Below are 23,874 nucleotides of genomic sequence, written 5' to 3' on the forward strand. Positions count from 1 at the left end.
GGCGCCTCCGGGCGGGCCCGCACGCGGTGCGGGACCCGCCAAAGCGGGCGCCGCCCTCGTCGTCCTCCCGTTCAGGGGATCAGGACACCGGATCCGCGGCCGCCGCGAACTGCGACATGTAGAGCCGGAAGTACGGGCCTTCGGCCGCCAGCAGCTCCGTGTGGTTGCCCTGCTCCACGATCTTGCCGTCCTCCATCACCAGGATCACGTCGGCGTCCCGGATAGTGGAGAGCCGGTGCGCAATGACAAAGCTGGTGCGGTCCGTGCGCAGCGCTGCCATGGCGTGCTGGACGAGCAGTTCCGTGCGGGTGTCCACCGAGCTGGTCGCCTCATCCAGGATCAGGAGGGACGGGTTGGCCAGGAACGCGCGCGCGATGGTGATCAGCTGCTTCTCACCGGCGGAGACGTTGTTGCCCTCTTCGTCAATCACCGTGTCATAGCCGTCCGGAAGCGCCCGCACGAAGCGGTCCACGTAGGTGGCCTTGGCGGCCGCCATCACTTCTTCCTCGGTGGCGTTTAGGTTGCCGTAGCGGATGTTCTCGTAGATGGAGCCGCCGAACAACCAGGCGTCCTGCAGCACCATGCCCACCTTGGACCGCAGTTCGGCCCGGCTGAGGGCGGTGATGTCCACCCCGTCGAGGGTGATGCGGCCGGCATCCAGTTCGTAGAAGCGCATCACCAGGTTCACCAGGGTGGTCTTCCCCGCGCCCGTCGGCCCCACGATCGCCACCGTCTCGCCCGGCCGCGCGGCGAAGGAGAGGTCCTCGATCAGCGGCTTGTCGGGGCTGTAGCTGAAGCTGACGTTGTGGAACCGGACCTGCCCTTCGGTTTGGGCGGGCAGCGATTCGGTGGCGGTGTCCGGGGCCTGCTCGTCGGCGTCGAGCAGTTCGAAGACGCGCTCGGCCGAGGCGACGCCGGACTGCAGCATGTTGGCCATGCCCGCCATCTGGCCCAGCGGCTGGTTGAATTCACGCGAGTACTGGATGAACGCGGTGGCATCGCCCAGGGTCATGGAACCGGATGCCACGCGCAGGCCGCCCACCACGGCGATTCCGACGTAGCTCAGGTAGGAGATGAACTGCATGACCGGCATGATCATGCCGGAGACGAACTGCGCGCCGAACGAGGCCTTGTAGAGTTCCTCGTTCTTTTCGTCGAACTGTTCCACCGACTGCTGCTCGCGGCCGAAGGCGCGGACCAGATCATGGCCGCTGAACGATTCCTCGATGTGCCCGTTGAGCGCTCCGGTGTTCTTCCATTGCGCGGTGAACAACTTCTGGCTGCGGGTGCCGATGAGGCCGGCGCCCACGGCGGAAAGCGGCAGGGCGATCAAGGCGATCAGGGCCAGCTGCCAGGAGACGATGAACATCATGATGGTGATGCCCAGCAGGCTCAGCGCGGACATGATCAGCTGCGCGAACGCCTGCTGCAGCGCCTGCTGGATGTTGTCGACGTCGTTGGTCACCCGGGAGAGCATGTCGCCGCGCTGGCGGGTGTCGAAGTAGTTCAACGGCAGCCGGTTCAGCTTGGCTTCCACGTCGCGGCGCAGCCCGAAGACCACCCGCATGACGATTTGGTTCAGCAGCCAACCCTGCAGCCACATGAACAGCGACGCGACCACGTACATCCCCAGCACCAGCAGGATCAGGTTGCCCAGCAGTTGGAAGTCGATGCCGACCCCGGGAACCAGTTCCATGCCGCTGAGCATGTCGGCGAACTGGTCCTGGCCCTGGGCGCGGAGCCCGGCGATGACTTCTTCCTGGCTGGCGCCGGCGGGCAGGTTCGCGCCGATCGCGCCGCTGAAGATGACGTCCATGGCGTTGCCCAGCACCTTGGGCGCAATCACGTTAAGCACCACTGCCACCAGCACCATGGCCAGCACCAGGATGATCCCGGCCTTCTCCGGCTTCAGCAGCCCGAACAGGCGCTTGGCGGACGGCCAGAAGTGCTGGGCCTTGCGGACCGGCGTCCCGGTCATGAAGTCCTGGTCGGCCTCGCCCGGCTGGAACTGTTCGTCCAGCACCTCGGCCTCGGCTTCAGCGGCGGCTCCCGGCGTTGGCGCCGTCACGGGGTCCGGCCCGGTGGCCACCTCGGCCGGGGCTTCCTTGTCCGGCGTCATGCCGCTTCCTCCACCGCAGTCTGGGATTGAACAATTTCCTGGTAGGTCTCCGAGCTCTCCAGCAGCTGCCCGTGGGTGCCGCGGGCCACGATCTGTCCGTGCTCCATCACCAGGATCTGGTCCGCGTCGATGATGGTGGCGACGCGCTGGGCGACGATGATGACTGTCGCGTCGCCGGTGGTCCCCTTGAGGGCGGCCCGCAGCCTGGCGTCGGTTGCCACGTCCAGCGCGGAGAACGAGTCGTCGAACAGGAAGACCTTGGGCTTGGCCACCAGGGCGCGGGCGATGCACAGCCGCTGGCGCTGGCCGCCCGACACGTTGGTGCCGCCCTGCGAGAGCGCCGACTGAAGCCCCTTGTCCTTGGCACGGACGAAGTCCTCGCCCTGGGCCACGCGCAGCGCCTCCCAGAGTTCTTCATCCGTGGCGTCCGGATCGCCGAACCGCAGGTTGTGTGCCACCGTGCCGGAGAACAGGTACGGCCGCTGCGGCACCAGCGCCACGCGGTCCGTGATGTCGGTGCGCTCCATCCGGGTGACCGGAACGCCGTCGATGAGCACCTCACCGCTGTCGGCGTCGAACAGCCGCGGGAGCATGCTGATCAGGGTGGTCTTGCCCGCGCCGGTGCTGCCGATGATCGCCGTCGTCTGCCCAGGCCGGGCCGTGAAACTGACGTTGCGCAGCACGGGTTCCTCGGCGCCGGGATAGGAGTAGGTGACGTCGCGGAACTCGACGACGCCGGCCGGTTCCCGGGCTTGCTGCGGCTCGGCGGGTTCATGCACGGAGGGCTCGACGTCGAGCACCTCGCCGATGCGTTCGGCACAGACCGAGGCCCGGGGAATCATCATCGCCATGAAGGTGCCCATCATCACCGCCATGAGGATCTGCAGCAGGTACTGCAGGAACGCCGTCAGGGCACCGACCTGCATCTCGCCCGCGTCCACGCGAAGTCCGCCGAACCACAGCACCGCCGCCGTGGCCAGGTGAAGGATCATGCCGATCGAGGGGAACATCAAAACGAACAGGTTGCCGACCGAGACCGAGACATCGGTCAGTTCGCGGTTGGCCTTCTCGAAGCGCTTGGCCTCGTAGGGCTCGCGGACAAACGCCCGGACCACGCGGATGCCGGTGATCTGCTCACGGAGCACCCCGTTGATGTTGTCGATCTTCGTTTGCATCATGCGGAAGAGCGGCATCAGCTTCCAGACCAGCAAACCGACGACGACGAACAGCAGCGGCACCGATGCCCACACCAACCACGACAGTTGCAGGTCCTCGCGCAGTGCCATGATGATGCCGCCGACGCACATGATGGGTGCCATCACCATGAAGTTCAGGCCCATCAGCACGAGCATCTGCACCTGCTGGACGTCGTTGGTGCCGCGGGTGATGAGGCTCGGCGCGCCGAATCGTCCTACCTCCCGGGCGGAGAACCCGGTGACCTTGTGGAAAATGCCGCGGCGGAGGTCGCGGCCCAGGGCCATCGCTGCCTTCGAGCCGAAATAGACCCCGGCGATCGCGGCCGCCACCTGAATAAAGCTGACCACCAGCATGAGGCCGCCGGTGCCCCAGATGTAGTCGGTGTCGCCGCGGGCCACGCCCTCGTCGATGATCTGGGCGTTCAGGCTGGGCAGGTACAGCGCGGCGATGGTCGCGATCAGCTGCAGCACCACCACGGCGAACACGTAGGGAAGATAGGGGCGGCCGTAATGGCGGATGAGGCGGAGCAGCATCGGGACGTGACGCAACTTTCGGCGAAAAGGTGGATTGAGGCCAGATAGAGGCTACACCTTGGCCCGAGCCACTGTAACCCGCCGTAGATGAACTTCTCCCCCGGCCTTCAGCGGCCCGCCGGTTCCCCCGCTGTTCTTCGTCCCGGGTGACACAAAGCGGCGGCAATTGGCCACGCCTGTACCCCGCTGGAAGACTGAGGCGCACCAAACCGAGACACGGCGGAGGAAACCTCGTGAACGACCAGATGTTCCAAATCATCGCCATGCTGATTTACATGGCATGCATGCTGGCCATCGGCTGGTGGGCCTACCGGCGCACGAGCGATTTGGACGACTACATGCTTGCTGGCCGCGGCCTCAAGCCCGGCGTCGCGGCACTGAGCGCCGGCGCCTCGGACATGTCGGGCTGGCTGCTGATGGGCCTGCCCGGGGCGCTATACGTCGGCGGATTGTTCGAAGCCTGGATTGCGATCGGCCTGACGATTGGCGCCTGGCTCAATTGGAAGTTCGTGGCCCCGCGGCTGCGCTCCTACACGGAGGTATCCAATGACTCCATCACCGTTCCCAGCTTCCTGGAGAACCGGCTCAAGGACCGCTCGCGGCTGCTGCGGATAGTCTCCGGCGTGATCATCCTGGTCTTTTTCACCTTCTACGTCTCCTCCGGCATGGTGGCCGGAGGCGTCTTCTTCGAATCCTCCTTCGGCTCCACCTATGGGGTCGGCATGCTCGTGGTCGGCGGCGTCACCGTCCTGTACACGTTGTTCGGCGGCTTCCTCGGCGCCAGCTATACCGACGTGGCCCAGGGGCTGTTGATGTTCGCGGCCCTGCTGCTGGTTCCGATCGTCGGTGTGTTCGCCACCGGCGGCCTGGCTGCGACCGTCGAATCCATCCGTGAAGTGGATCCGAGCCACCTCAGCCTGTTCACCGGGGGTGCGGTCGCCGGCATTTCGGCTGCGGCCTGGGGACTGGGCTACTTCGGGCAGCCGCACATCATCGTCCGCTTCATGGCCTTGCGCACGCCCGGCGAGGCCAAGGCCGCCCGCCGGATCGGCATCGGCTGGATGCTCATGACGGTATTCGGCGCCGTTGCCACCGCGCTGGTGGGCGTGGCCTACTTCCAGCAGAACCCGGGCGCCACCCTCACGGACGCCAAGTCTGCCGAATCGGTGTTCCTGGACCTCGCGCAGATCCTGTTCCACCCGTTCATCGCCGGCTTCGTGCTGGCCGCGGTGCTGGCGGCGATCATGAGCACCATCTCCTCCCAGTTGATCGTGTGCTCGTCTGCCCTAGTGGAGGACCTGTACAAGATCTTCGCCCGCAAGGACGCCCCGGCGAAGACCCAGGTGATGCTTGGCCGCCTGGGCGTGCTGGTCGTCGCCCTCGTGGCGGGCCTCCTGGCCTGGAGCCGCAACGACACCATCCTGGGGCTCGTGGCCTTCGCCTGGGCCGGCTTCGGTGCATCGTTCGGGCCGACCATCATCCTGTCGCTGTTCTGGCGCAAGCTCACCGTCGCCGGCGCGCTCTCCGGCATGCTGGCCGGCGCGGTCACGGTGTTCATCTGGGGCACCTCGGCGCTCTCGGCCACCATGTACGAGATCGTTCCGGGCTTCATCCTCAACGTTGCCGTCGCCGTCGTCGTCAGCCTCTTCACGCACAAGCCGCAGCCGGACATCGAGACAGAGTTCGCCGAAGCCGTCAGCCGCGCAACCGCGGGGAAGCCCTTCGTGGCTGCCGGAGAGCGCTGACCCACGTCCCGGTCAACGGACCGCAAAGGGTGCCCTTTCCGACGTCGGGAAGGGCACCCTTTCGCTTTGTACACCATGCGCTGCCCGGCAGGCTTGGCGCTCCGCCGCCCGGGCTCGTGATTTCCAGCGCCGGCGAGAACCAGCGGCCGGCAGCAGCCGTAGGGCCTTCAGCAAGAATTCCGCCCTCAACCGTCGACATAACTATCTCCATAGGTATAGAGTCGGAGTATCTTGGAAATGTGCAATGCGTCACACTCCGGCCCGCCATCGAGGAGGACAAGAACCCATGAGCGCCAAGAATCTTCAGGAAGTTTTGGACCAGTCCGGCAACACCGTCGAGATGCTGCGCAACTCGCAGATCGGCGCCTACATTTACCCCGTCGTCGCCCCGGAATTCACCAACTGGCGCAGCGAGCAGCGCGCCTGGCGCGAGTCCGCGGTCCTGTTCGACCAGTCGCACCACATGGACAACCTGTTCATCAGGGGCAAGGACGCCCTGAAGCTGATTTCGGACACCGCCATCAACTCGGTAGCCAATTTCCCCGTGAACAAGGCCAAGCAGTACGTGCCCACCACGCCCGCCGGGCACGTCATCGGCGACGGCATCCTGTTCCACGAAACGGAGGACCAGTACGTCTACGTGGGCCGCTCCCCCGCCGCCAACTGGCTGATCTATCACGGTGAGACCGGCGGCTACGACGTGGACATCGAGGTGGACCGGCGCTCCCCGTCGCGGCCCATGGGACAGCCGGTGAAGCGCAAGTACTGGCGCTTCCAGATCCAGGGCCCGAACGCCTGGAAGATCATCGAAAAGGTCAACGGCGGCCAGGTTGAACAGCTGAAGTTCTTTAACATGGACCAGATGCAGGTCGCCGGCCGGCAGGTCCAGACCCTGCGCCACGGCATGGCCGGCGCACCGGGGCTGGAGATTTGGGGACCATACGAGACGTACGACCAGGTACGAGACACCATCCTGGAGGCCGGCCAGGAGTTCGGCCTGCTGGCCGTCGGTTCGCGCGCCTACCCGTCCAACACCCTGGAATCGGGCTGGATCCCCTCCCCGCTGCCCGCCATTTACACCGGCGAGGAGCTGCGCCCCTACCGCGAATGGCTCGGCGCCGACAGTTACGAGGCGGTCAACGCGGTCGCCGGCAGCTTCGTTTCGGACAAGATCGAGGACTACTACCTCAACCCGTGGGAGCTTGGGTACGGCCACATGGTGAAGTTCGACCACGACTTCATTGGCCGCGAGGCCTTGGAGAAGATTGACCCGGCCGACCAGCGCAAGAAGGTCACGCTCGAATGGAATGCCGAGGACATGGCGAAGATCTTCGCCTCGCTCTTCGACACCGAGGGCACGCCGTACAAGTACTTTGACCTGCCGCTGGCCAACTACGGTTCGTCCAATTACGACGCGGTGCTCGATGCCGCCGGCGAGACGATCGGCCTGTCCATGTTCACCGGCTACTCCGCCAACGAGAACCGGGGGCTGTCCCTGGCCACGGTGGACGCCGACGTGCCGGAGGGCACCGAGGTCACGGTGCTCTGGGGCGAGCCCGACGGCGGTACCCGCAAGACCACCGTGGAGCCGCACCGGCAGCTGAACGTGCGGGCCATCGTAAGCCCGGTGCCGTACTCCCAGGCGGTCCGCCAGGACTACCCCGGCGGCTGGCGCTCCGGCCGGAAGGCCTGAGCCAGGCTGCGGTAGGCCGCGACGGCGGACGGCGGGGAAGGTGCCTGTGGCACTTTCCCCGCCGTTTGCCGCTCTCCTGGCGCCGCCGCTCAGGCGGGACGCTCGTCAGGCGCCGTTGTCCTGGCCGCCGGTCTCTTCCACGTACCGCTCGCCCGATTCGGTCTCGCCGACGCGGAAATTCTGCTCCATGTGCTCGATCGCCGCGGCGTCTTCGGGGCCGGGCGCGCTGACTGGATCGTCAATAGCCGTCCGGTCGGCATCGCCGTAGACGTTGGCCAGGCCCTTCTTGGCATCCGCAGGCAACTCACCCGGCGGGAGCAATTCCTCGTCCCGGGAGGTTTCGCCGCCTTGGTTCTCTTCCCGCTCCGTACGGTCGTAGCGGTCCGGGTTGTTGATTTCCTCGCTCATGAATCTCCTTCCCTCAAGCGCTGGTGCGCCCTGTCTTCACCTAATCACAGAGCGGCGGCGCGCAACAGGGCCGGGAACCGCGCACCACGCCCTCAAGGGCTCCATCAGCCAACCTCGGCGGGGCCACGCCGGTGGCCCGATCCGGCTCTGACTCCGGCCGGCGAGCGCCGCTCAGGGGCGGCGCTGTCCAGGTATTAAAACCTGCTCACGCATCGTCCCTTGTCAGGGCGCCATGGCGCACCAAAAGATGGACAATTCCGTCTGAACGTGGACAGCGCAGCCGCCGGAAGCCGGCTGCCATGGCCGCGGCGCGGAGTCACCGTCCCCGATGAACTTCCGTTCGCGCAGCGCTACCGTCCGGCGCGGAAGTCTTTGACCCAGTCGGCCGTGGCCTTCATTCCGCCGAACGTGTAGAAGTGAAGCTTCACCGTGCCGTGCACCGATGGGTCATAACGGCCGGCGAATTCCTCCAGGAACTTGTCCGGCCCGGCGGTCCCCAGCAGGTTGGTCAGGGAAAAGCCGTACTTGTGCACGATCCCGGCCGACGAGGCCACTCCGAACCGCTTGGCATAGTTCAGCAGCCTTTTGACCCCGGCCGGCCCGGGGATGCCGATGCGCACCGGCGCGTGGATCCCGCGGCGGCGGGCCTCCGCCAGCCAGTCGAAGACGGGATCCGTGTCGAAGCCGAACTGCGTGATGATGACCGCTTCAAGGTCTTGCCGCTGCAGTTCGGCATGCTTGTCTTCCAGCGCCTTCCACAACACCTCGCCGGAAATGTCCGGATGCCCCTCCGGGTAGCCACTGATGCCCACGCGGCGGATTCCGTACCGGGGCAGGAGCCCGCTGCGGATGACCTCGAGCGAGTCCGGATAAGGCCCCATCGGCTCGGCCGGGTCGCCGCCGACCACGAAGACGTCCTCCGGTGCCGCATCGGCGGACAACGCCTGCAGGAAGTCTTCCAACTCGGCCCGCGACGCCAACCGCCGGGCAGAGACATGGGGTACCGGCAAGAAGCCGTGCCGTTTGACGGCGGCCGCCGCCGCAACCCGCGTCGGCAGGTCCTCGTTCCCCAGGAAGGTGACGTTGATCCGCGTTCCCGCCGGAATCGTGCCGGCGGCATCTTCCAGCGCGGGAACATCCTTGCCGGTCATCTCGAGCGAGAAGTCGTCGAGCAATGTCCGGGCCGCCTGGGACGGCGCGTGCTTGGGGTCGACCATCGTCGGAATTCCTTCCTCGTGTGGCGCCGGTCACCCTTGACCGACCTGCAGCGAGTCTAGCCGGAAAGCCACTACCAACATAGGGGGTGATAAGTGGTTTGCATTTCTCAATCACTGGGTGGATACTATGTGAGCCTTTCCTTCTAATCCCAGGAACAACCATGTCCACGCCCCGCGCGCTGCGGCCCTTCGCCCATCGCAACTACCGCATCCTCATTTCGGCCCTGGCCATCTCGGTCTTCGGCGCCGGCATGTGGGCCGTGGCCATGGTGTATCAGGTCATCGCCCTGGGCGGCGGACCCATTCAGCTCTCGCTCGTCGCCACCTGTGCCAGCGTCGGCTTGTTGGCGTTCGTGCTGCTCGGCGGCATCGCGGCGGACCGTCTTCCGCGCCGCCGCCTGATTATCAGCGTGGAGGCGGCCAACCTGGTGGCCATCGGCGCGGTGGCCCTGCTGGCCATGACCGGGCTGCTGCAACTGTGGCACCTGGCCGCAGCCGCCTTCCTGCTGGGAGTCGGTGCCGCTTTCTTTTTTCCCGCCTACTCGGCCATCCTGCCGCGGATTTTGCCGGCCGAGGACCTGCTGGCGGCCAACGGCATGGAGGGCACCATGCGGCCGTTGCTGCAGCAGGCCGCCGGACCGGCTGCAGCTGGCATGATCGTCGCCTCCTTCTCCCCCGGGGCGGCCATCGGGTGGATCACGCTGTGCCACCTGTCCGCGTTGATCATCCTGAACTTCCTCGGACAGGAACTGGCTCCGGATGCAGGGACGACGGCGTCGGTCGCCGCTGCAGACGAGCCCCCGGGCAAGCGCGGCTCCGTGCTGGCGGATCTGCGCGAGGGCGTGGCCTACACGCTAAAGACTCCCTGGCTGCTCTGGACGCTGCTGTGGGCCGTCGTGAGCGTGCTCATCTTCATTGGCCCCATTGAGGTACTGCTGCCGTTTGCGGTTGCAGACCAACTGGGCGGGGACTCGCGCACGTTTGGCTTCCTGCTTGGCATCTTCGGCATCGGCGGCGCCACCGGGGCGATGGTGACTGCCTCGCTGCGGCTGCCCCGGCGCTACCTGACCATGATGCTGCTGTTCTGGGGCGCCGGCGCCCTGCCGATCGCCGTCATCGGCTTCACCGGCAGTTTTTGGTGGATGGCCGCGGCACTGTTCGTAGTCGGCGCGACCGGCAGCGCGGGCCAGGTCATCTGGGGCACGCTGCTGCAGCGCCGCGTGCCGCCGCACCTGCTCGGTCGGATCTCCAGCCTGGACTTCTTCGTCTCGCTGGCGTTGATGCCGGTCTCCATGGCGCTCGCCGGGCCGTTGGGCGAAGTCGTGCCTGTCTGGCTGATTTTCCTGCTGATCGGCCTCGCCCTGCCGCTCCTGGCTGTGCTGGCGCTTATTTTCGGCGGAATGCTGAAGGACGAGCTTGAGCACCCGCTGGACCGGACCTTGGAACCGGTTGGGCCGGCGCGCAATTAGCGCGGCCGACCACACGACGGGGCGGCCGCGGAGCCGGCGGGCGCGGAGAAGGCGGCTGCGGAGGGGCGGGCGCGGAGCCGGCGGGGCACGGAGGTCGGGCGGGCGGAGCGCCCGGCATCCCGTAAACGACGGCTTCGGGATCACGATCCACGATCAACATCGATTTTCGCGTGGCCATCCGACTACCGATGGATATAGTGATTGGCAACACAACACTGAAAAGGAAGTTGAATCAGTGAGTCTCCGCTACGCCTTGCTGGCGCTGCTCAGCGTCGAACCCATGACCGGTTACGACCTCTATAAGGAATTCGAGTCGTCCGTCGGGAATGTGTGGCACGCGCCCGACTCCCAGATCTATCCGGAACTGCGGCGGATGGAGCAGGAAGGGCTGCTCGACGGGGAGGAGGTCATCTGGGGCCAGCGCGGGAGGAAGCGCCGCTACCACATCACCGCCGCCGGGCTGCAGGCCTTCCGGGAGTGGATGAACACCACGCTCGACTACACCCGGGTGCGGGATCCAGCCCACCTGAAGGCGGCCTACCTGGAGTGGGCCGAACCGGACGCTGCGCGCGAACAGATGCGCGCGCACATTGAGCACCACACCGCGCTCCGGCAGCAGTGGGAGCAGCGGATCCGCGAGATCGACGACGACAGCAGCGAGATGCTCAATCGCCGGTTGGCCGGCACCCCGGCGAGCGAACGGACGCGGGTCAAGGCCTTCAAGCGCTTTACCTATGAAGGGCTCGTGGCCCGTGCGGAACAGGAGATTACCTGGGCCCGCCGCGGCCTCGCGCTCATCGACCGGCTTTCCGACCAGCCGGGCGTCCAGCAGCCGCAGTCGCCGCAGCCGGCCGGCGCCCGCAAGTAGCCCGGGCCCGCAGACAGGCCGGCGCCCGCAGGCAATTCGGCGCCCGGAAGTTGGCCGGCGCAGGCGGGCGCCCGCAAGCATCCCGGGCGCCCGGGGGCAGCCCCGTCTAGTTCGAGTATTCCTTCCGCAGGTCGGCCTTGCGGATCTTTCCGCTGGCCGTCCGCGGCAGGTCCTCCACGAACACCACGGACTTGGGGATCTTGTAGCGGGCCAACCGCCCGTCCAGGTGCTGCTGGATCTCCTCGGCGGACACCGAGAAGCCCTCGCGGAGCGTGACCACCGCACGCGGCACCTCCCCCCATTTCTCGTCCGGGACGCCGATGACGGCGGCACTGCTGACCGCCTCCAGCTCCAGGATGACCTGCTCCACCTCGGCCGGGTAGATGTTCTCGCCGCCGGAGATGATCATGTCCTTGAGCCGGTCGGAGATAAAGAGGAAGCCTTCGTCGTCCACGTAGCCCATGTCGCCGGACTTGAACCATACGCCGTCGGCATAGCTCTCGGCCGTGGCATCGGGCCGGTTCCAGTACTCGCGGATGACGTTGGGACCCGAAATCTGGATTTCACCGACCTCCCGCGGGGGCAGGACCTCGCCCAGCGGATCGGCGATCCGGATATCCGTGAAGAAGTGCGGGAGCCCGGCGGAACCGGCCTTCGAGCGGGACTTCTCCGCCGCCAGCGTGGTGGCTCCCGGCGCCGTTTCGGTCATCCCGTAGCCGTTGGTGAAGGACAGCCCGCGGGCCTCGTAGGCCTCCAGCACCCGCATGGGCACGGCCGATCCGCCGCAGGTCAGCTTGTTCAGGGAACTGATGTCCGTCTTGTCCCAGTCCGGGTGCTCGCACAGCAGCTGGTAGGTGGTCGGCACGCCGCTGATGCTGGTGGCCTTGTACTTCTCGATCAGCATCAGGGTCCGCCCCGGATCGAACTTGGGCTCCAGCACCACGGTGGCCCCCTTGAGCAGGGCTGGCAGCACGCCCATGCCCAGGGATGCCACGTGGAACATCGGGGCGATCATCAGGGCGACGTCGGTGCTGGCCATGTCGAAGTCCACGAGCACATTGATGCTGTTCCAGGTCATGTTGCCGTGCGTGAGCAGCGCCCCCTTAGGCCGGCCCGTGGTGCCGGATGTGTAGAGGATCATGGCCGGGTCATCCAGCGTCACTGCCTCATCACGGCGTTCTGTGCCGCCGGAGGCAATGACTTCCTCCAAAAGTTCGACGACGGTGCCCGGCTCGGCTGCCTCGGCAACGGTTCCCGCCGGGGTATCTTCCACCACGATCCGCCGGTTTAGCCCCAGCAGCGCACTGCCGCGGTCAGCCAGCGTCTGCAGGCTGCGGGCATGGACCAGGATGCGGCTGCCGGAGTCCTGCAGGGCGAACTGGACCTCGGGCGGGGCCAGCCGGGTGTTCAGCGGAACAAAGATGGCGCCCAGGGTCCCGCACGCAAAAAAGGTTTCCAGGAACGCCGGGTGGTTCTCCCCCAGGTAGGCCACCCGGTCGCCGCGGCCGACGCCGCGGTCCGCTAGGGCGTTCGCCAGGCGGTCCACACGGCCCGCGAACTCCCCGTAGCTCAGTTCACCCGCGCTGCTGATGACGGCGGTTTTCGCGGCGGACTTCATGCGGCGCTTGTGGATCCAGGCCCCAAGACCTTGATTATGCATGGCGACATACCTTCCGACGTACCCGGCGAGCGGGTCTGGACAGCCCCGCGAGCGGCCCCGACCCTCAAGCCCGCGGGCGGGGGCCGGACTCACGGCTCAGCGGTGAACCAGATCACACTGGACAACTCCAACCTAAGGCAATTTAGTTGAGAAAGTCAATAGTTGAAGATGCGGGTGTACCATCGGCCTTCGCCGCACCACAACCGGTGGTGCCCCGCCACAGAAGGAGCCGTTCGACCCGCCCGGGAACAGTGAAACGCCCCTCCGCGAGCGCGGAGAGGCGTTTACACCGACGGCCCGCCCCTAGCCGCACCGCCAGACCCTCAGCAACACGTCGGCCAACGCAGGCCGGTGGACGCCTATTGCCGCGGCAGGAGCGCCTCCATATCAGGGATCTCCTCGATCAGGCCGTTCTTCAGGGAGATGTCGGCGATCTCCTGGATGGACTCGGCATTGACCTCCTGCGGGAATTTCGGCAGGGTCAGCTTTTCGATAACCGCGGGGTCAAGCTGCGTGTACTCGGGCAGGATCTCGCGCACCCGGTCAGGATTCTCGTCGGCGAACGCCAACGACTTTTTCATCGCCCGAACAAAGGCCTGGGTGACGTCCGGTTTCTCCCCGGCAATGTCGTCCGAGGTGAAGTAGGTCGCGACCGTAAGGTTTTCCACCGGATAGGCATAGTTGGAGAACACCGGCACTGCACCATCGCCTTCGACAATGGTCACGAACGGCTCGACGGCGGCGATCGCGTCCACGTTGCCGTTGGCCAGCGCCGCGGGCATGTCCGGGAAGGGCATCTCGACGAAATTCAGGTCCGACGAGTCCGCGCCGGCCTGCTCCACCGCCTCACGGATCGTCGAGTCGCTGATGTTGTTCAGGGTATTCACGCCGATGCGCTTGCCGGTCAGGTCAGCAATCTCCTTGATCCCGCTGTCGGGCTTGACCATCACGGCCGCAAAATCCTCATCCTGGTTGCCGGTGGTTGAAGCGCCGTTGGCCACCATCTGCATGTTCAGCCCCTTGGAGCGGGCAATCACCAGCGACGTGACGTTGCTGAAGCCGAAATCCATCTGACCGCTGGTGATGGCCGGGATGATGGCCGCGCCGCCCTGTGCCGGGACGAGTTCGAGATCCAGCCCCTCTTCTTCGAAGAATCCCTCCTGGTCACCCAGATAGATGGGAGCCACGTCGACGATCGGGATGACCCCAACCTTGATGGGAGTCATTCCGCCGGCGGCTTCGGTGCCGCCGGTCGGGGCCGCATCACCGCCACCGGACGGGCTGCCCCCACCGCAGCCCGTTACCGCCAGCACTGCCGCCAGCGCAACCGCCGTTCCAATTCTCTTCACGGGTCCCTCTCCCACTCACCGCCCCATGCAGCAAGAGTGTGCCTTAGGTCACAGTATCTACGGACATAGTGGAGGCCGTCAACGACGGGAACCCCTGCAACAGGCCGCAGAGCGGCTCCCGCATCCCGGGAACCGCCCCGCCGCCTGAGGCCAAGAACGAAGGCTACTGGACGGCCATGGCCGGCACGTCCGGAGCCTTGTCCACGTACCCGTACTTGACCATCAGCTCGCCCATGTCGCTGAGAACATCCACCGGAAGCTCGGCGTCGAACGTTTCCATCTTCAGGCCCTTCGCCACTTCTTCGGGCATGCCCATGAAGTCCGGCAGGACGGCACGGACGCCGGCCGGATCCGCTTCCGCGGCCGTCAGGGTTTCCGAAACGGCTGCCTTGAAGTCGGCCACGATCTCCGCGTTCTGGTCGGCGTAGCTGCCGCTGGTGAAGGTCACCATGGTGGGCAGGCCCGGCAAGGCCTTCTGGTTCGGGTAGCCCAGCAGCTTGTAGTCCTTGTTGGCCAACGCCTTCGACTGGAAGGGTTCAGGCACCCAAATGGCATCAACGTTTCCGCGCTCCAGCTGGGCTTCCATGTCCGGGAACGGCATTTCGCTGAACTTCAGCTTGGACGGGTCGCCCCCGTCGATCGCCGCCGATTCCATGATGGTGAGGTCGCCCTGGGTCTTGAGTGTGTTGACGGCGGTGGTCTTGCCCTCCAGATCCGCGAAGTCCTCGATCCCGGAATCAGCCTTGACGATCACGGCGTTGATATCCTCGCCCTCGGCCTTGGAGTTGCTGTAGCCCGTGACGATATTCATATCCAGGCCCTTGTCCACCGCCGTCATCACCGACAGCGGATTGCCGACGGCGAAGTTCAGGGTGCCGGTGGAAACGGCGGGCAGCATGGCAGCGCCGCCCTGCCCTGCCTGCAACTCCAGTTCCAGGCCGTGCTTCTCGAAGATGCCCTCATCGATGCCGTACTGCATGGCTCCCGACGGGGCGATCGGCAGCACGCCTACGGTGAGCTTGGTGAGCCCGGAGCCGGCGGCGCCGGACTGTTCCGCCGGCGCTTCGTTCGACCCGGAGGGGGAACCGGAGCCGCAGCCGGTCAATGCCATCGCGGCAATCGCGCCACCGGCCAACAACTTCGCCAAGTGCTTCTTCATGAAATGCTCCTCGCGGTCCTAGGCGCCGCCGCCCCCGCCGTCGGGAGACTGACTGTGATCGGCGCCACACCTAAATACAATGTAGATACAATAGTTGAATAAATCAACAGTTAGGGCGGATTTGTGCAGCCGGCGCTCAGCAGGACAAGGAGCGGCCCGGCGTCAGGCGTAAAAGCGCGCCAAGAACTCCGCGATGACCGCGGGGCGCTCCGCGCCTTCGATCTCGATGGTGTTGTTGGTCTTGATCTGGACGCCGCCCTTCACCTCGGTGACCTCAGAAATCACCGAATGCAGGCGCACCTTGGAGCCGACCTTCACCGGGCTGGTGAACCGCACGCGGTCCAGGCCGTAGTTGACCTTGGTCGTGACGCCTTCCACGTCGAACAATTCGCTCCACAGCGGGATGACCAGCGACAGGGTCAGGAAGCCGTGGGCGATCGGCGCGCCGAACGGTCCTTCCTTGGCCTTTTCCGGGTCGGTGTGGATCCACTGGTGGTCATCGGTGGCATCGGCAAAGGTGTTGACCTGGTCCTGGGTAATTTCACGGTAGTCGGTGTAGCCCAGGTCCTTGCCGACCAGGTTGGGCAGTTCTTCGAGACTGACGACGGTGTTGCTCATAGAGGCTCCTTGGAAAGATGGATGGTTCTAGCGGAATGCGCCCGTGCCGGTGATTGCCCGGCCGACTATCAGGGCGTTGATCTCGTGCGTGCCTTCATAGGAATAGACGGCCTCGGCGTCGGCATGGAACCGCGCGACGTCGGTGTCCAGGGTGATGCCGTTGCCGCCCACGACTTCCCGGGCCAGGGCAACGGTCTCGCGCATGCGGGCGCTGCAGAACATCTTGGCCAACGCCGAGTTCTCGTCCTTGTAGATGCCGTCCTCCTGCTGCTGGGTCAGCCGCACCGCCATGCCGAGCGAGGCCGTGAGGTTGCCGAGCATGGTGGCCAGCTTCTCCTGAACCAGCTGGAATCCGGCCAGTGGCTTGCCGAACTGCCGCCGCTCCTTGGCGTAGCGCAGCGCAGCCTCATAGGCGCCGGCCTGGACGCCCGCGGCGATCCAGGCGACGTCGGAGCGCATGTTGCGCAGAAGCGAGGCCACGTCCGCGAACGAGTTGACGTTCTGCAGCCGCGCGGAGTCCGGTACGCGGACTCCGGCCAGGGCGATGTCGGCGTTCTGCATCATGCGCAGCGAGGTCTTTCGCAAGATCTTGGCGATGCCGACCCCGGGGGCATCGGTCGGGACGAGGAAGCACTTGACCTGTCCGTCGGCCTGGTTGCGGGCGAAGACGGCGAGCACGTCGGCAGCGGCGGCCCCGCCGATCCAGCGCTTGGCGCCGTCGATCACCCATTCGTCTCCCTCGCGGCGGGCGCTGGTCTCAAGCCCGCCGGCGATATCCGATCCGTGTTCCGGTTCAGTCAGCGCAAAGACGCCCTTCAACTCGAAGCTGCGGATCTTCGGGTCCAGCTCGGCAGCCTGCCTGGCGCTGCCGCCCAGAGTCACGGCCGTGCGGAACAGTCCTGACTGGGCGTTGTAGAAGGTGGCGACGGAGGCGTCTGTTCGGGCGAGCTCGAAGTTGCGGAAGCCCTCGTAGAGTCCGGAGGGCTTCCCGCCGCCGTCGGTCAGTTCGGACGGCGCCATCAGGTTCAGGTCATACAGCGGCTGGGCAATCTGATACGGAAACTCACCCTGTTCCCAGTAGTCCGCCAGCAGCGGCTGAACCTGCTCCTTGAGCACGCCGCGCAGCCGGCCGAGCACGGTGCGTTCGGCGTCGGTCAGCAGCGCGGCGTAGCCGTACTGGTCGGAGGGATAGAAGGGTCCGGCCGCGGTGCCGGCCTTCTCTTGGGCCACCGTGCTCATGCCTGCCCCCCGCCCAGCCCGAGCAGGCGCACCGCGTTGTCCTTGAGGATCTTCGGCCGGACTTCGTCCTTCATCGGCAGGTCCGCGAACCCGCCCAGCCACTTCTGCGGGGTGATCAGCGGGTAATCGGTGCCGAACAGCACCTTGTCCTGCAGGACGGAGTTGGAGAGTTTCACCAGGGATTCCGGGAAGTACTTTGGCGACCAGCCGGACAGGTCGATGAACACGTTCGACTTGTGCGTGGCAATCGAGTTGGCCTCGTCCTGCCAGGGCACCGAGGGGTGCGCCATGATGATCCGGAATCCCGGGAAGTCGGCGGCGATCTCGTCCAGCAGCAGCGGGTTCGAGTAGCCGAGTTTAATCCCGGAGCCGCCGGGGGTGCCGGCCCCCATGCCGTTCTGGCCGGTGTGGAACACCGCCGGCAGGCCCAGCGACTGCAGGGCTTCCCACAGGGGGTAGAACCGCTCGTGGGACGGGTTGAAGCCCTGCAGGCTGGGGTGGAACTTGAAGCCCCGCACCCCGTAGTCCTCGGCCAGGCGCTTGGCCCGGTTAATGGCCTCCGGACCCGTCAGCGGATCGACGGAGCCGAACGGGATCAGCACGTCGTTGTTGCGGGCGGCGCCCTCGGCGATGTCCTCGATGCTGTTCGGCTCGTGCTTCAGGCGGGTGCGGGCATCCACGGTGAACACCACGGCCGCCATCTTCAGTTCCCGGTACGTTTCGGCGATCGTATCCAGCGACGGCGTCCGCTCCTCCGCCTTGAAGTACGCGCTCGACGCGTCCATCAGTTCCTGCGGCAGCGAGAGGTGTCCGTGGCCGTCGATCTCGACGTGGACGTGCATATCGATCGCCGTCAGCGACGCGACGTCGAGCGCCGGTTCGTAACGCGTGGCAGGCATGGCTATTTCGCCGCCGACTCGGGCTGCAGGTCCGCCGGCAGCTCGGGGAACGTCTCGCCCACGCTCTGCAGCCGGCCGCCGAACAGGTCCTGGAAGCGCTCGCTCAGCGCTTCGTAGTTCCAGCCGCCGTCCAGGAACTCGGTCGCGACGGGCTCCGGATGGGACCACAACTGCAGCCGGTCGCCGCCCACCCCGATCGCCTGGCCGGTCACGTTGGCTGCCGCATCGGAGGCGAGGTAGGCAACCAGCCCGGCAACGTCGTCGGCCGTTCCAAAGCCCAGCTCCTTGCGGAAAAAGTCGGGCATGGCCTCGCCGCGCTCGTCCGCCTCCACGGCCTTCTGGAAAAACGGCACGGTCTTCGTCATGGCGGTGGCTGCCACCGGAATCACGGCGTTGGCGGTGACGCCGGCCTTCTTCATCTCCAGCGCCCAGGTCCGGACCATCCCGACGATGCCGGCCTTCGCCGCGGCGTAATTGGTCTGGCCGAAGTTGCCGCGCTGGCCGGTAGGCGAACCGATCGTGATGATCCGTCCCGCGACAGCGTTCTCCTTAAAGTAGGCGTAGGCCTCGCGCACGCAGGTGAAGGTGCCGCGCAGGTGCACGTTGATCACCAGATCGAAGTCCTCGTCGGTCATCTTCAGCAGCGACTTGTCCCGCAGCACTCCGGCGTTGGTCACCAGGATGTCCAGGCGGCCGAAGGTCTCGACGGCGGCGGCCACCAGCTGGCGGGCAGTTTCGGTGGGCCCCACCGGGGCCACGACGGCCGTGGCCTGGCCGCCGGCGCCGGTAATACTGGCGACGGCTTCCTCCGCGACCTGCGCGTCCACGTCATTGACCACAACGAAGGCACCCTGGCGGGCAAGCTCCTGCGCGTAGGCCAGGCCGAGGCCCCGGCCGCTTCCGGTGACGATCGCTGTTTTTCCGGCCAAAGACATCTGCTGCTCCTTCGTCCCGCACGGTGGAGGTGCGTTGCGGTTTATGCTGGTCTAGAACCCATGACAACCCATATGATTGAAAAAGTCAATCATTTTGGGCAGCACCTACTTCTAGCGAGGAACCATGTCCGCAGCAACAACGGCCGTCCGCCCGTCGGCGACCGCCGGCCTTGAACGGCTGTACGGCACCGATCTGGCCAACGAAATCGAGTTCCTCACGGCGCGGGCGCGTTCGCTGGGGTCCGGCCTGGCCAACAACATGCTGGCCGAGCTTGACCTGAAGGTGCGGTCCTACTCGGTGCTGTCGCTGGCGTGCAGCGGGGAGAACCCGTCGCAGCGCGAACTCGCCGACTTCCTGAGCCTGGACCCCAGCCAGATCGTGGCCCTGGTGGACCAGTTGGAGCGGCGCGGCGCCGTCACCCGTGAAGCCGACCCGCGCGACCGCCGCTCCAAGGTCATCGTTGCGACGGCATCGGGCCGGAAGCTGTACAAGCAGGCCGAAGCGATCATCCGCGAGGCGTCGGACGAGTCCTTGGCCCGGCTGAACGAACAGGAACGGGAAACGCTGCGCGACCTGCTGCGCCGCATCGCCTTCTGACCGGCCGAGACGGGCGCCGCGTTCTGCGCGACCTGCTGCGCCGCATCACCTTCCCGGCCGAGACGGGCGCCGCGCACCGGGCGCCGCAGGCCGGCTCTCCCCTCTCCCAAACCCCTCCCTCAACCCCACCCCAACCCCACCCAATCGGCTACTCAGATAAGGCCCTTTCAGCTGAGAAGGGCGTTATCTGAGCAGTCGATCTCGGAAGGCGGGCGGGACCGGGGAGCTGGTTGAGGATCGGAGCCGGCCGCACCCTTGGCCAGGATGCGGCCGGCGCCCCACTGCCTCCCGCTAGCCGGCGCTGCCGGCCTGGGTGGCGGCGGCGGGGCGGTGGCCCTGCTTGGCAAGCTGGATCTGTTCGTAGACGTGGTGGCGCAGTTCGGTGAACCGTGGCAGTGCCCGGGTGTTTAGCTGGTCGCGCTCGTCGGGCAGGTCGATCTCGAGGTCTTCCTGGATCACGGTCGGCGAGGAGGACAGGATAATCACGCGCTGGCCCAGGTAGACCGATTCGTCGATGTCGTGGGTGACGAACAGGACGGTGACGCCCAGTTTCTTCCAGACCGTGCGAATCAGGTCCTCCAGGTCGGCCCGGGTCTGGGCGTCGACCGCGGCGAACGGCTCATCCATGAGCAGCACCTCGGGCTGGTAGGCCACTGCCCGGGCGATGGCCACGCGCTGCTGCATGCCGCCGGAGAGCTGCCACGGGTAGGACTGCGGCACGTGGTCCAGGCCCACGGCCTCGAGGGCGTCGTCCACGAGCTTGTCGCGCTCGGCCTTGCCCATGCCGGCGTTCTTCAGCGGCAGCTCCACGTTCTCGCGCACCCGCATCCAGGGGAACAGCGAGCGGCCGTACTCCTGGAACACCACGGCCATCTTCTTGGGCGGGCCGGTCACCCGGGCGCCGTCCAGCAGCACCTCACCCTCGGTAGGGGCCAGCAGGCCGGAGATGCACTTGAGCAAGGTGGTCTTGCCGGACCCGGACGGGCCGACCAGGCAGGCCAGCTCCCCCGCCCGCAGGTCGAAGGTGAGGTTGCGCACCGCCTCGATGTCACCGCCGTCGGTGTGGTAGACCTTCTTGACGCCGCGCACCGAGAGCATGGCCTGGCCTTCGGGCAGGGTTTTGCCGGTCGGAACCGGGGTGGTTTCAGGCTGCATTTTCTACCTCTCGCAGGCCGTGGTACCAGCGCAGGATCTTGCGCTCGGTCCATTGGAAGATGAATGACATGGCAACACCGATCAGGCCCAGCACCACGATGCCGGACCACATTTCGGGGATCGCGAAGGAACGCTGGAACTGCACGATGGTAAAGCCCAGCCCCGAGGACGAGGCGAACATCTCGGAGATGACCATCAGGATCAGCCCGATCGACAGGCACTGGCGGACGCCGGCCATGATCTGCGGACCCGCAGAGGGCAGCACCAGGTGGCGCACGCGGGCCATGCCGCCGATGCCGTAGGTGTGCGCCGAATCCGAAAGCACCGAGTCGATGGCGCGGACGCCTTCGATGGTGTTCAGCAACACCGGCCAGATGCAGCCGGAGATGATAACCACAATCTTCATCGTGTCGGTGATGCCCATCAGCAGCATCAGTACCGGAATCAGCACCGGCGGCGGGATGGCGCGGAAGAACTCCAGCACCGGCTCGGTGAAGTCGCGCAGCCACTTGATCGAGCCGATCAGCAGGCCGGCGACGATGCCCAGGATGATCGCCGCGGCCACCCCGATGATCAGCCGCCCGATCGATGGCAGCACGTCGGACAAAAGCCGTTCTCCGAACCAGGTCTCGGCGAACGCGTCGACGAGCAGTGCCGGCGTGGGCACGAAGAAGTTTGTCGCGCCCAGCGTCGAGGCCCACCAGATCAGCACGAGGATGACCGGCAGCGCCAGCGCGTAGGCAATGCTTTTCAGGACTTTCACGCGATCACCTCGGAACGGATCGATTCATGCCACGACAAGGTCTTGCGCTCAATGAAGCGCATCACCAGGTTGACCAGCACGCCGATCAGCCCCGTGGCCAGCACCAACGCATACATGCCCGCGATCGCGCCGCCGGACTGCGCCAGCGCGATTTCCCGGCCCAGGCCCGGGGAACCGATCACCAGTTCGGCCGTGATGGCGAGGATCAGCGCCACCGCTGCGGCCAGGCGCACCCCGGTCATCAGGTACGGCAGGGCGGTGGGGAACACCACGTGGCGGACCCGGGCGAATCGGCCCAGGCCGTAGGACTTCGCCGTCTGCATCGCCACGTTGTCCACGTCGGCCACCCCGTACAGCACCTGGATGAAGACCTGCCAAAACGATGCGTAGACAATCAGCATCAGCGAGGACTCGATCTTCACGCCGAACAGCAGCACGGCCAGCGGAATCAACGCGACCGACGGGATGGGGCGCAAAAACTCCACCGTGGAGTTGGTGAACTTCCGCAGGAAGTTTGACGAACCGATGATGAAGCCAAGTACCACGGCCAGCAGCACCGCCATCAGCAGGCCAAGGAACCACGCGAGCATGGTCTCGCCCACCGCGAGCCAGAACGCCGCCAGGCCGAAATCGTTGAACAGCACGGCGAGCACCTCGGAGGCAGGAGGCAGGAAGCGGGCCTCAACAATCCCCACCCGCGGCACCAGTTCCCACACCAGCAGGAATGCAAGGATCCCGGCGAGGCCCAGCAGCTGCTTGGTGGGACGCTTCTTCGACGGGCGCCGGCGGGACCGGCTGGCCGCCGGCCCCTTGCTGTCAGTTGTCACCGCGGGGGCGCTCATGGGAGCATCCCGACGAGGTGCGGCGCCCTATACAGCGCACATTTCATTTCCACTCCTTCTGCCCCGAGGAGAACGGGGATACAGACCGCGCTGTTCGCTAGCCGAACATGCGTTCACTAGCTCAAGTGTGGTCGACGCCACTTGGTGACGTCAAACACTCTAGGCCATCGTTACGCGGGCAACACTGCGCGACGGTCATTAGCACCGCTGAATTGAATAGATCAACGGTTTGTGCTGAGGAGTTCAGCGCTTTCGCCCGAGCAGGAAGTAGGCCGCAGGGCCGATGAAGTTGAGGAAGGACGCGGCAAACCACACCGGCTTCGGCCCGTTGACCAGGGCTGCCGGGCGCTTCTTCAGGTCCTTCAGAGCGGCCGTCTGCAAGACAAACTGCAGCCCGGCCATGGTGGCGACACGCAGCCGCTGCCCCCCGCTCAAATCCCTCAAGGACTTCTTCTTCATGGCTTTCTTCATGGCGGCCTCCCGGTCGGTTGTGGCAGCAGGTGCCTCAAGTGTAGGCGTGCCGGGCCGGCGACGCAGGGGACTAACGGTTCCTTTCGTACCGCCAGGGCAGCGAGGCGGTGGAGAGCCGGTGCCTGGCCCCGGCGGCCGCCGCCGGCCCGGGACCGGGGTAGGCAGCGTCGCCCGCCCACACGATGACCTGTCCGCTGGCCGGGTCGTCAAGCACGTGGCTCTCATAGTTGAAGGGCTCCGTGTTCCAAGCGGCTTCCAGTGCGTCCGCAACGGTGTTGAAGCGGCCCAGTTCATGCAGGGTGACCCAGGTCGGCGGGACCAGCCGAAGCAGCCCCGTCTCATGCCGGCGGAGCGCTTCGCCGGGCCGCATCCAGGCGAAGCCGGCCAGCTCGCCGTCGTTGAGCACGACCTCGCCGACCGGGGCCACTGCCGTGAAAAACCATGTTTGGAAGCGGCGGACGAGGCTGTGGCGGGGGACCCAGTTGGACAGGTGTACCAGGTCCTGACCGGCGATCCGCAGGCCGGTCTCCTCGAAGGTCTCACGGGCCCCTGCGATCCTTGCCGCCGCCAGCTGCCGACCCTGGTCACGTTCGACGGCGCCGCCGGCCTCTGTGCCGGTGCCCGCTTCGGCGTCGACGTCGACGTCTGCTTCGGCTTCGGCTTCGGCGTCGGGTTTGGCTTCGGCTTCGGCTTCGGCTTCGGCGGCACGGTAGTCCCCCGGGTCCACCTTGCCGCCGGGGAATACCCAGGCCCCCGCGAAGGATCCACCGCCGGGGCGTTCCAGCATCAGGACTTCCAGTCCCTCCGGCCCGTCGCGCAGCAGGATGACTGTTGCCGCCAGCTCTGCCTGGTCCGATTGTCTGTCCACCGCTTTATCCACGCCCTTAGCTTAGGACGGCGGCGGAGGCGTCGCTTCGAGCCGCGGATCGACATGGCC

At 66.2% G+C, this 23,874-nt stretch carries 21 protein-coding genes; 5 read left to right on the forward strand and 16 right to left on the reverse strand.

Features of this window, described 5'->3' with window-relative positions; all coding sequences use genetic code 11:
• Positions 1-79: 79 nt before the first annotated feature.
• Together AC5RVV_RS08525 and AC5RVV_RS08530 are read right to left on the reverse strand one after the other, a co-directional pair.
• On the reverse strand, positions 80-2,119 hold the full coding sequence (locus AC5RVV_RS08525; RefSeq protein ID WP_494000894.1) for an ABC transporter ATP-binding protein: 2,040 nt from the start codon (positions 2,117-2,119) through the stop codon (positions 80-82).
• Complete coding sequence (locus tag AC5RVV_RS08530) at positions 2,116-3,849, reverse strand: ABC transporter ATP-binding protein (RefSeq protein ID WP_494000895.1); 1,734 nt, start codon at positions 3,847-3,849, stop codon at positions 2,116-2,118. Before AC5RVV_RS08530 ends, AC5RVV_RS08525 begins: the two co-directional genes overlap by 4 nt.
• A 233-nt stretch (positions 3,850-4,082) precedes the next feature.
• On the opposite strand from AC5RVV_RS08530, the gene putP reads away from it, so the two are divergent.
• The gene (gene putP / locus AC5RVV_RS08535) at positions 4,083-5,594 is read left to right on the forward strand and encodes a sodium/proline symporter PutP (RefSeq protein ID WP_494000896.1); all 1,512 of its coding nucleotides are present in this window, start codon (positions 4,083-4,085) and stop codon (positions 5,592-5,594) included.
• A gap of 286 nt (positions 5,595-5,880) precedes the next feature.
• Positions 5,881-7,287 carry a vanillate/3-O-methylgallate O-demethylase gene (gene ligM, locus AC5RVV_RS08540; protein ID WP_494000897.1) on the forward strand — a complete coding sequence of 469 codons (1,407 nt, stop codon included), beginning with the start codon at positions 5,881-5,883 and terminating at the stop codon, positions 7,285-7,287.
• Positions 7,288-7,392: 105 nt separating this feature from the next.
• On the opposite strand, the gene AC5RVV_RS08545 is transcribed toward ligM, so the two are convergent.
• On the reverse strand, positions 7,393-7,695 hold the full coding sequence (locus AC5RVV_RS08545; RefSeq protein ID WP_494000898.1) for a hypothetical protein: 303 nt from the start codon (positions 7,693-7,695) through the stop codon (positions 7,393-7,395).
• 350 nt (positions 7,696-8,045) lie between these two features.
• The gene (locus AC5RVV_RS08550) at positions 8,046-8,912 is read right to left on the reverse strand and encodes a methylenetetrahydrofolate reductase (RefSeq protein ID WP_494000899.1); all 867 of its coding nucleotides are present in this window, start codon (positions 8,910-8,912) and stop codon (positions 8,046-8,048) included.
• Between the two features lie 161 nt (positions 8,913-9,073).
• Here AC5RVV_RS08550 and AC5RVV_RS08555 point away from each other — a divergent pair, with 161 nt between their 5' ends.
• A complete protein-coding gene (locus tag AC5RVV_RS08555; protein WP_494000900.1) occupies positions 9,074-10,381 on the forward strand; it encodes an MFS transporter in 1,308 nt (435 codons plus the stop codon).
• A 235-nt stretch (positions 10,382-10,616) separates the two neighbouring features.
• Positions 10,617-11,249: a PadR family transcriptional regulator gene (locus tag AC5RVV_RS08560; protein WP_494000901.1), complete on the forward strand. Its 633-nt coding sequence runs from the start codon at positions 10,617-10,619 to the stop codon at positions 11,247-11,249.
• Positions 11,250-11,355: 106 nt separating this feature from the next.
• On the opposite strand, the gene AC5RVV_RS08565 is transcribed toward AC5RVV_RS08560, so the two are convergent.
• The 7 genes from AC5RVV_RS08565 to AC5RVV_RS08595 form a co-directional block, all read right to left on the reverse strand.
• Positions 11,356-12,909 (reverse strand): acyl-CoA synthetase, encoded by a 1,554-nt coding sequence (locus AC5RVV_RS08565; RefSeq protein ID WP_494000902.1) that lies wholly within the window; start codon positions 12,907-12,909, stop codon positions 11,356-11,358.
• 359 nt (positions 12,910-13,268) lie between these two features.
• A complete protein-coding gene (locus AC5RVV_RS08570) occupies positions 13,269-14,222 on the reverse strand; it encodes an ABC transporter substrate-binding protein (protein WP_494000903.1) in 954 nt (317 codons plus the stop codon).
• Between the two features lie 199 nt (positions 14,223-14,421).
• A complete protein-coding gene (locus tag AC5RVV_RS08575; protein WP_494000904.1) occupies positions 14,422-15,417 on the reverse strand; it encodes an ABC transporter substrate-binding protein in 996 nt (331 codons plus the stop codon).
• Positions 15,418-15,579: 162 nt separating this feature from the next.
• The gene (locus AC5RVV_RS08580; protein WP_494000905.1) at positions 15,580-16,035 is read right to left on the reverse strand and encodes a MaoC family dehydratase; all 456 of its coding nucleotides are present in this window, start codon (positions 16,033-16,035) and stop codon (positions 15,580-15,582) included.
• Positions 16,036-16,062: 27 nt separating this feature from the next.
• The gene (locus AC5RVV_RS08585; protein ID WP_494000906.1) at positions 16,063-17,274 is read right to left on the reverse strand and encodes an acyl-CoA dehydrogenase family protein; all 1,212 of its coding nucleotides are present in this window, start codon (positions 17,272-17,274) and stop codon (positions 16,063-16,065) included.
• Positions 17,271-18,173 carry an amidohydrolase family protein gene (locus AC5RVV_RS08590; RefSeq protein WP_494000907.1) on the reverse strand — a complete coding sequence of 301 codons (903 nt, stop codon included), beginning with the start codon at positions 18,171-18,173 and terminating at the stop codon, positions 17,271-17,273. The genes AC5RVV_RS08585 and AC5RVV_RS08590 overlap by 4 nt, the downstream gene beginning before the upstream one ends.
• Positions 18,174-18,175: 2 nt before the next feature.
• On the reverse strand, positions 18,176-19,108 hold the full coding sequence (locus tag AC5RVV_RS08595; RefSeq protein WP_494000908.1) for an SDR family NAD(P)-dependent oxidoreductase: 933 nt from the start codon (positions 19,106-19,108) through the stop codon (positions 18,176-18,178).
• A 124-nt stretch (positions 19,109-19,232) separates the two neighbouring features.
• On the opposite strand from AC5RVV_RS08595, the gene AC5RVV_RS08600 reads away from it, so the two are divergent.
• The gene (locus AC5RVV_RS08600; RefSeq protein WP_494000909.1) at positions 19,233-19,706 is read left to right on the forward strand and encodes a MarR family winged helix-turn-helix transcriptional regulator; all 474 of its coding nucleotides are present in this window, start codon (positions 19,233-19,235) and stop codon (positions 19,704-19,706) included.
• A 291-nt stretch (positions 19,707-19,997) separates the two neighbouring features.
• Here the strand turns inward: AC5RVV_RS08600 and AC5RVV_RS08605 are convergent, their stop codons facing one another.
• The 5 genes from AC5RVV_RS08605 to AC5RVV_RS08625 form a co-directional block, all read right to left on the reverse strand.
• Positions 19,998-20,861: an ABC transporter ATP-binding protein gene (locus tag AC5RVV_RS08605; RefSeq protein WP_494000910.1), complete on the reverse strand. Its 864-nt coding sequence runs from the start codon at positions 20,859-20,861 to the stop codon at positions 19,998-20,000.
• A complete protein-coding gene (locus tag AC5RVV_RS08610; RefSeq protein ID WP_494000911.1) occupies positions 20,851-21,624 on the reverse strand; it encodes an ABC transporter permease in 774 nt (257 codons plus the stop codon). Before AC5RVV_RS08610 ends, AC5RVV_RS08605 begins: the two co-directional genes overlap by 11 nt.
• Entirely contained in the window at positions 21,621-22,466 is an 846-nt protein-coding gene (locus AC5RVV_RS08615) for an ABC transporter permease (protein ID WP_494000912.1), read from the reverse strand. The genes AC5RVV_RS08610 and AC5RVV_RS08615 overlap by 4 nt, the downstream gene beginning before the upstream one ends.
• Before the next feature lie 243 nt (positions 22,467-22,709).
• Positions 22,710-22,937, reverse strand: a complete 228-nt coding sequence (locus AC5RVV_RS08620; RefSeq protein WP_494000913.1) for a PLDc N-terminal domain-containing protein — start codon at positions 22,935-22,937, stop codon at positions 22,710-22,712.
• A gap of 70 nt (positions 22,938-23,007) precedes the next feature.
• A complete protein-coding gene (locus AC5RVV_RS08625) occupies positions 23,008-23,805 on the reverse strand; it encodes an NUDIX hydrolase (protein WP_494000914.1) in 798 nt (265 codons plus the stop codon).
• Positions 23,806-23,874: the final 69 nt, after the last annotated feature.

The organism is Arthrobacter sp. MDT2-34-1, from assembly GCF_059091365.1.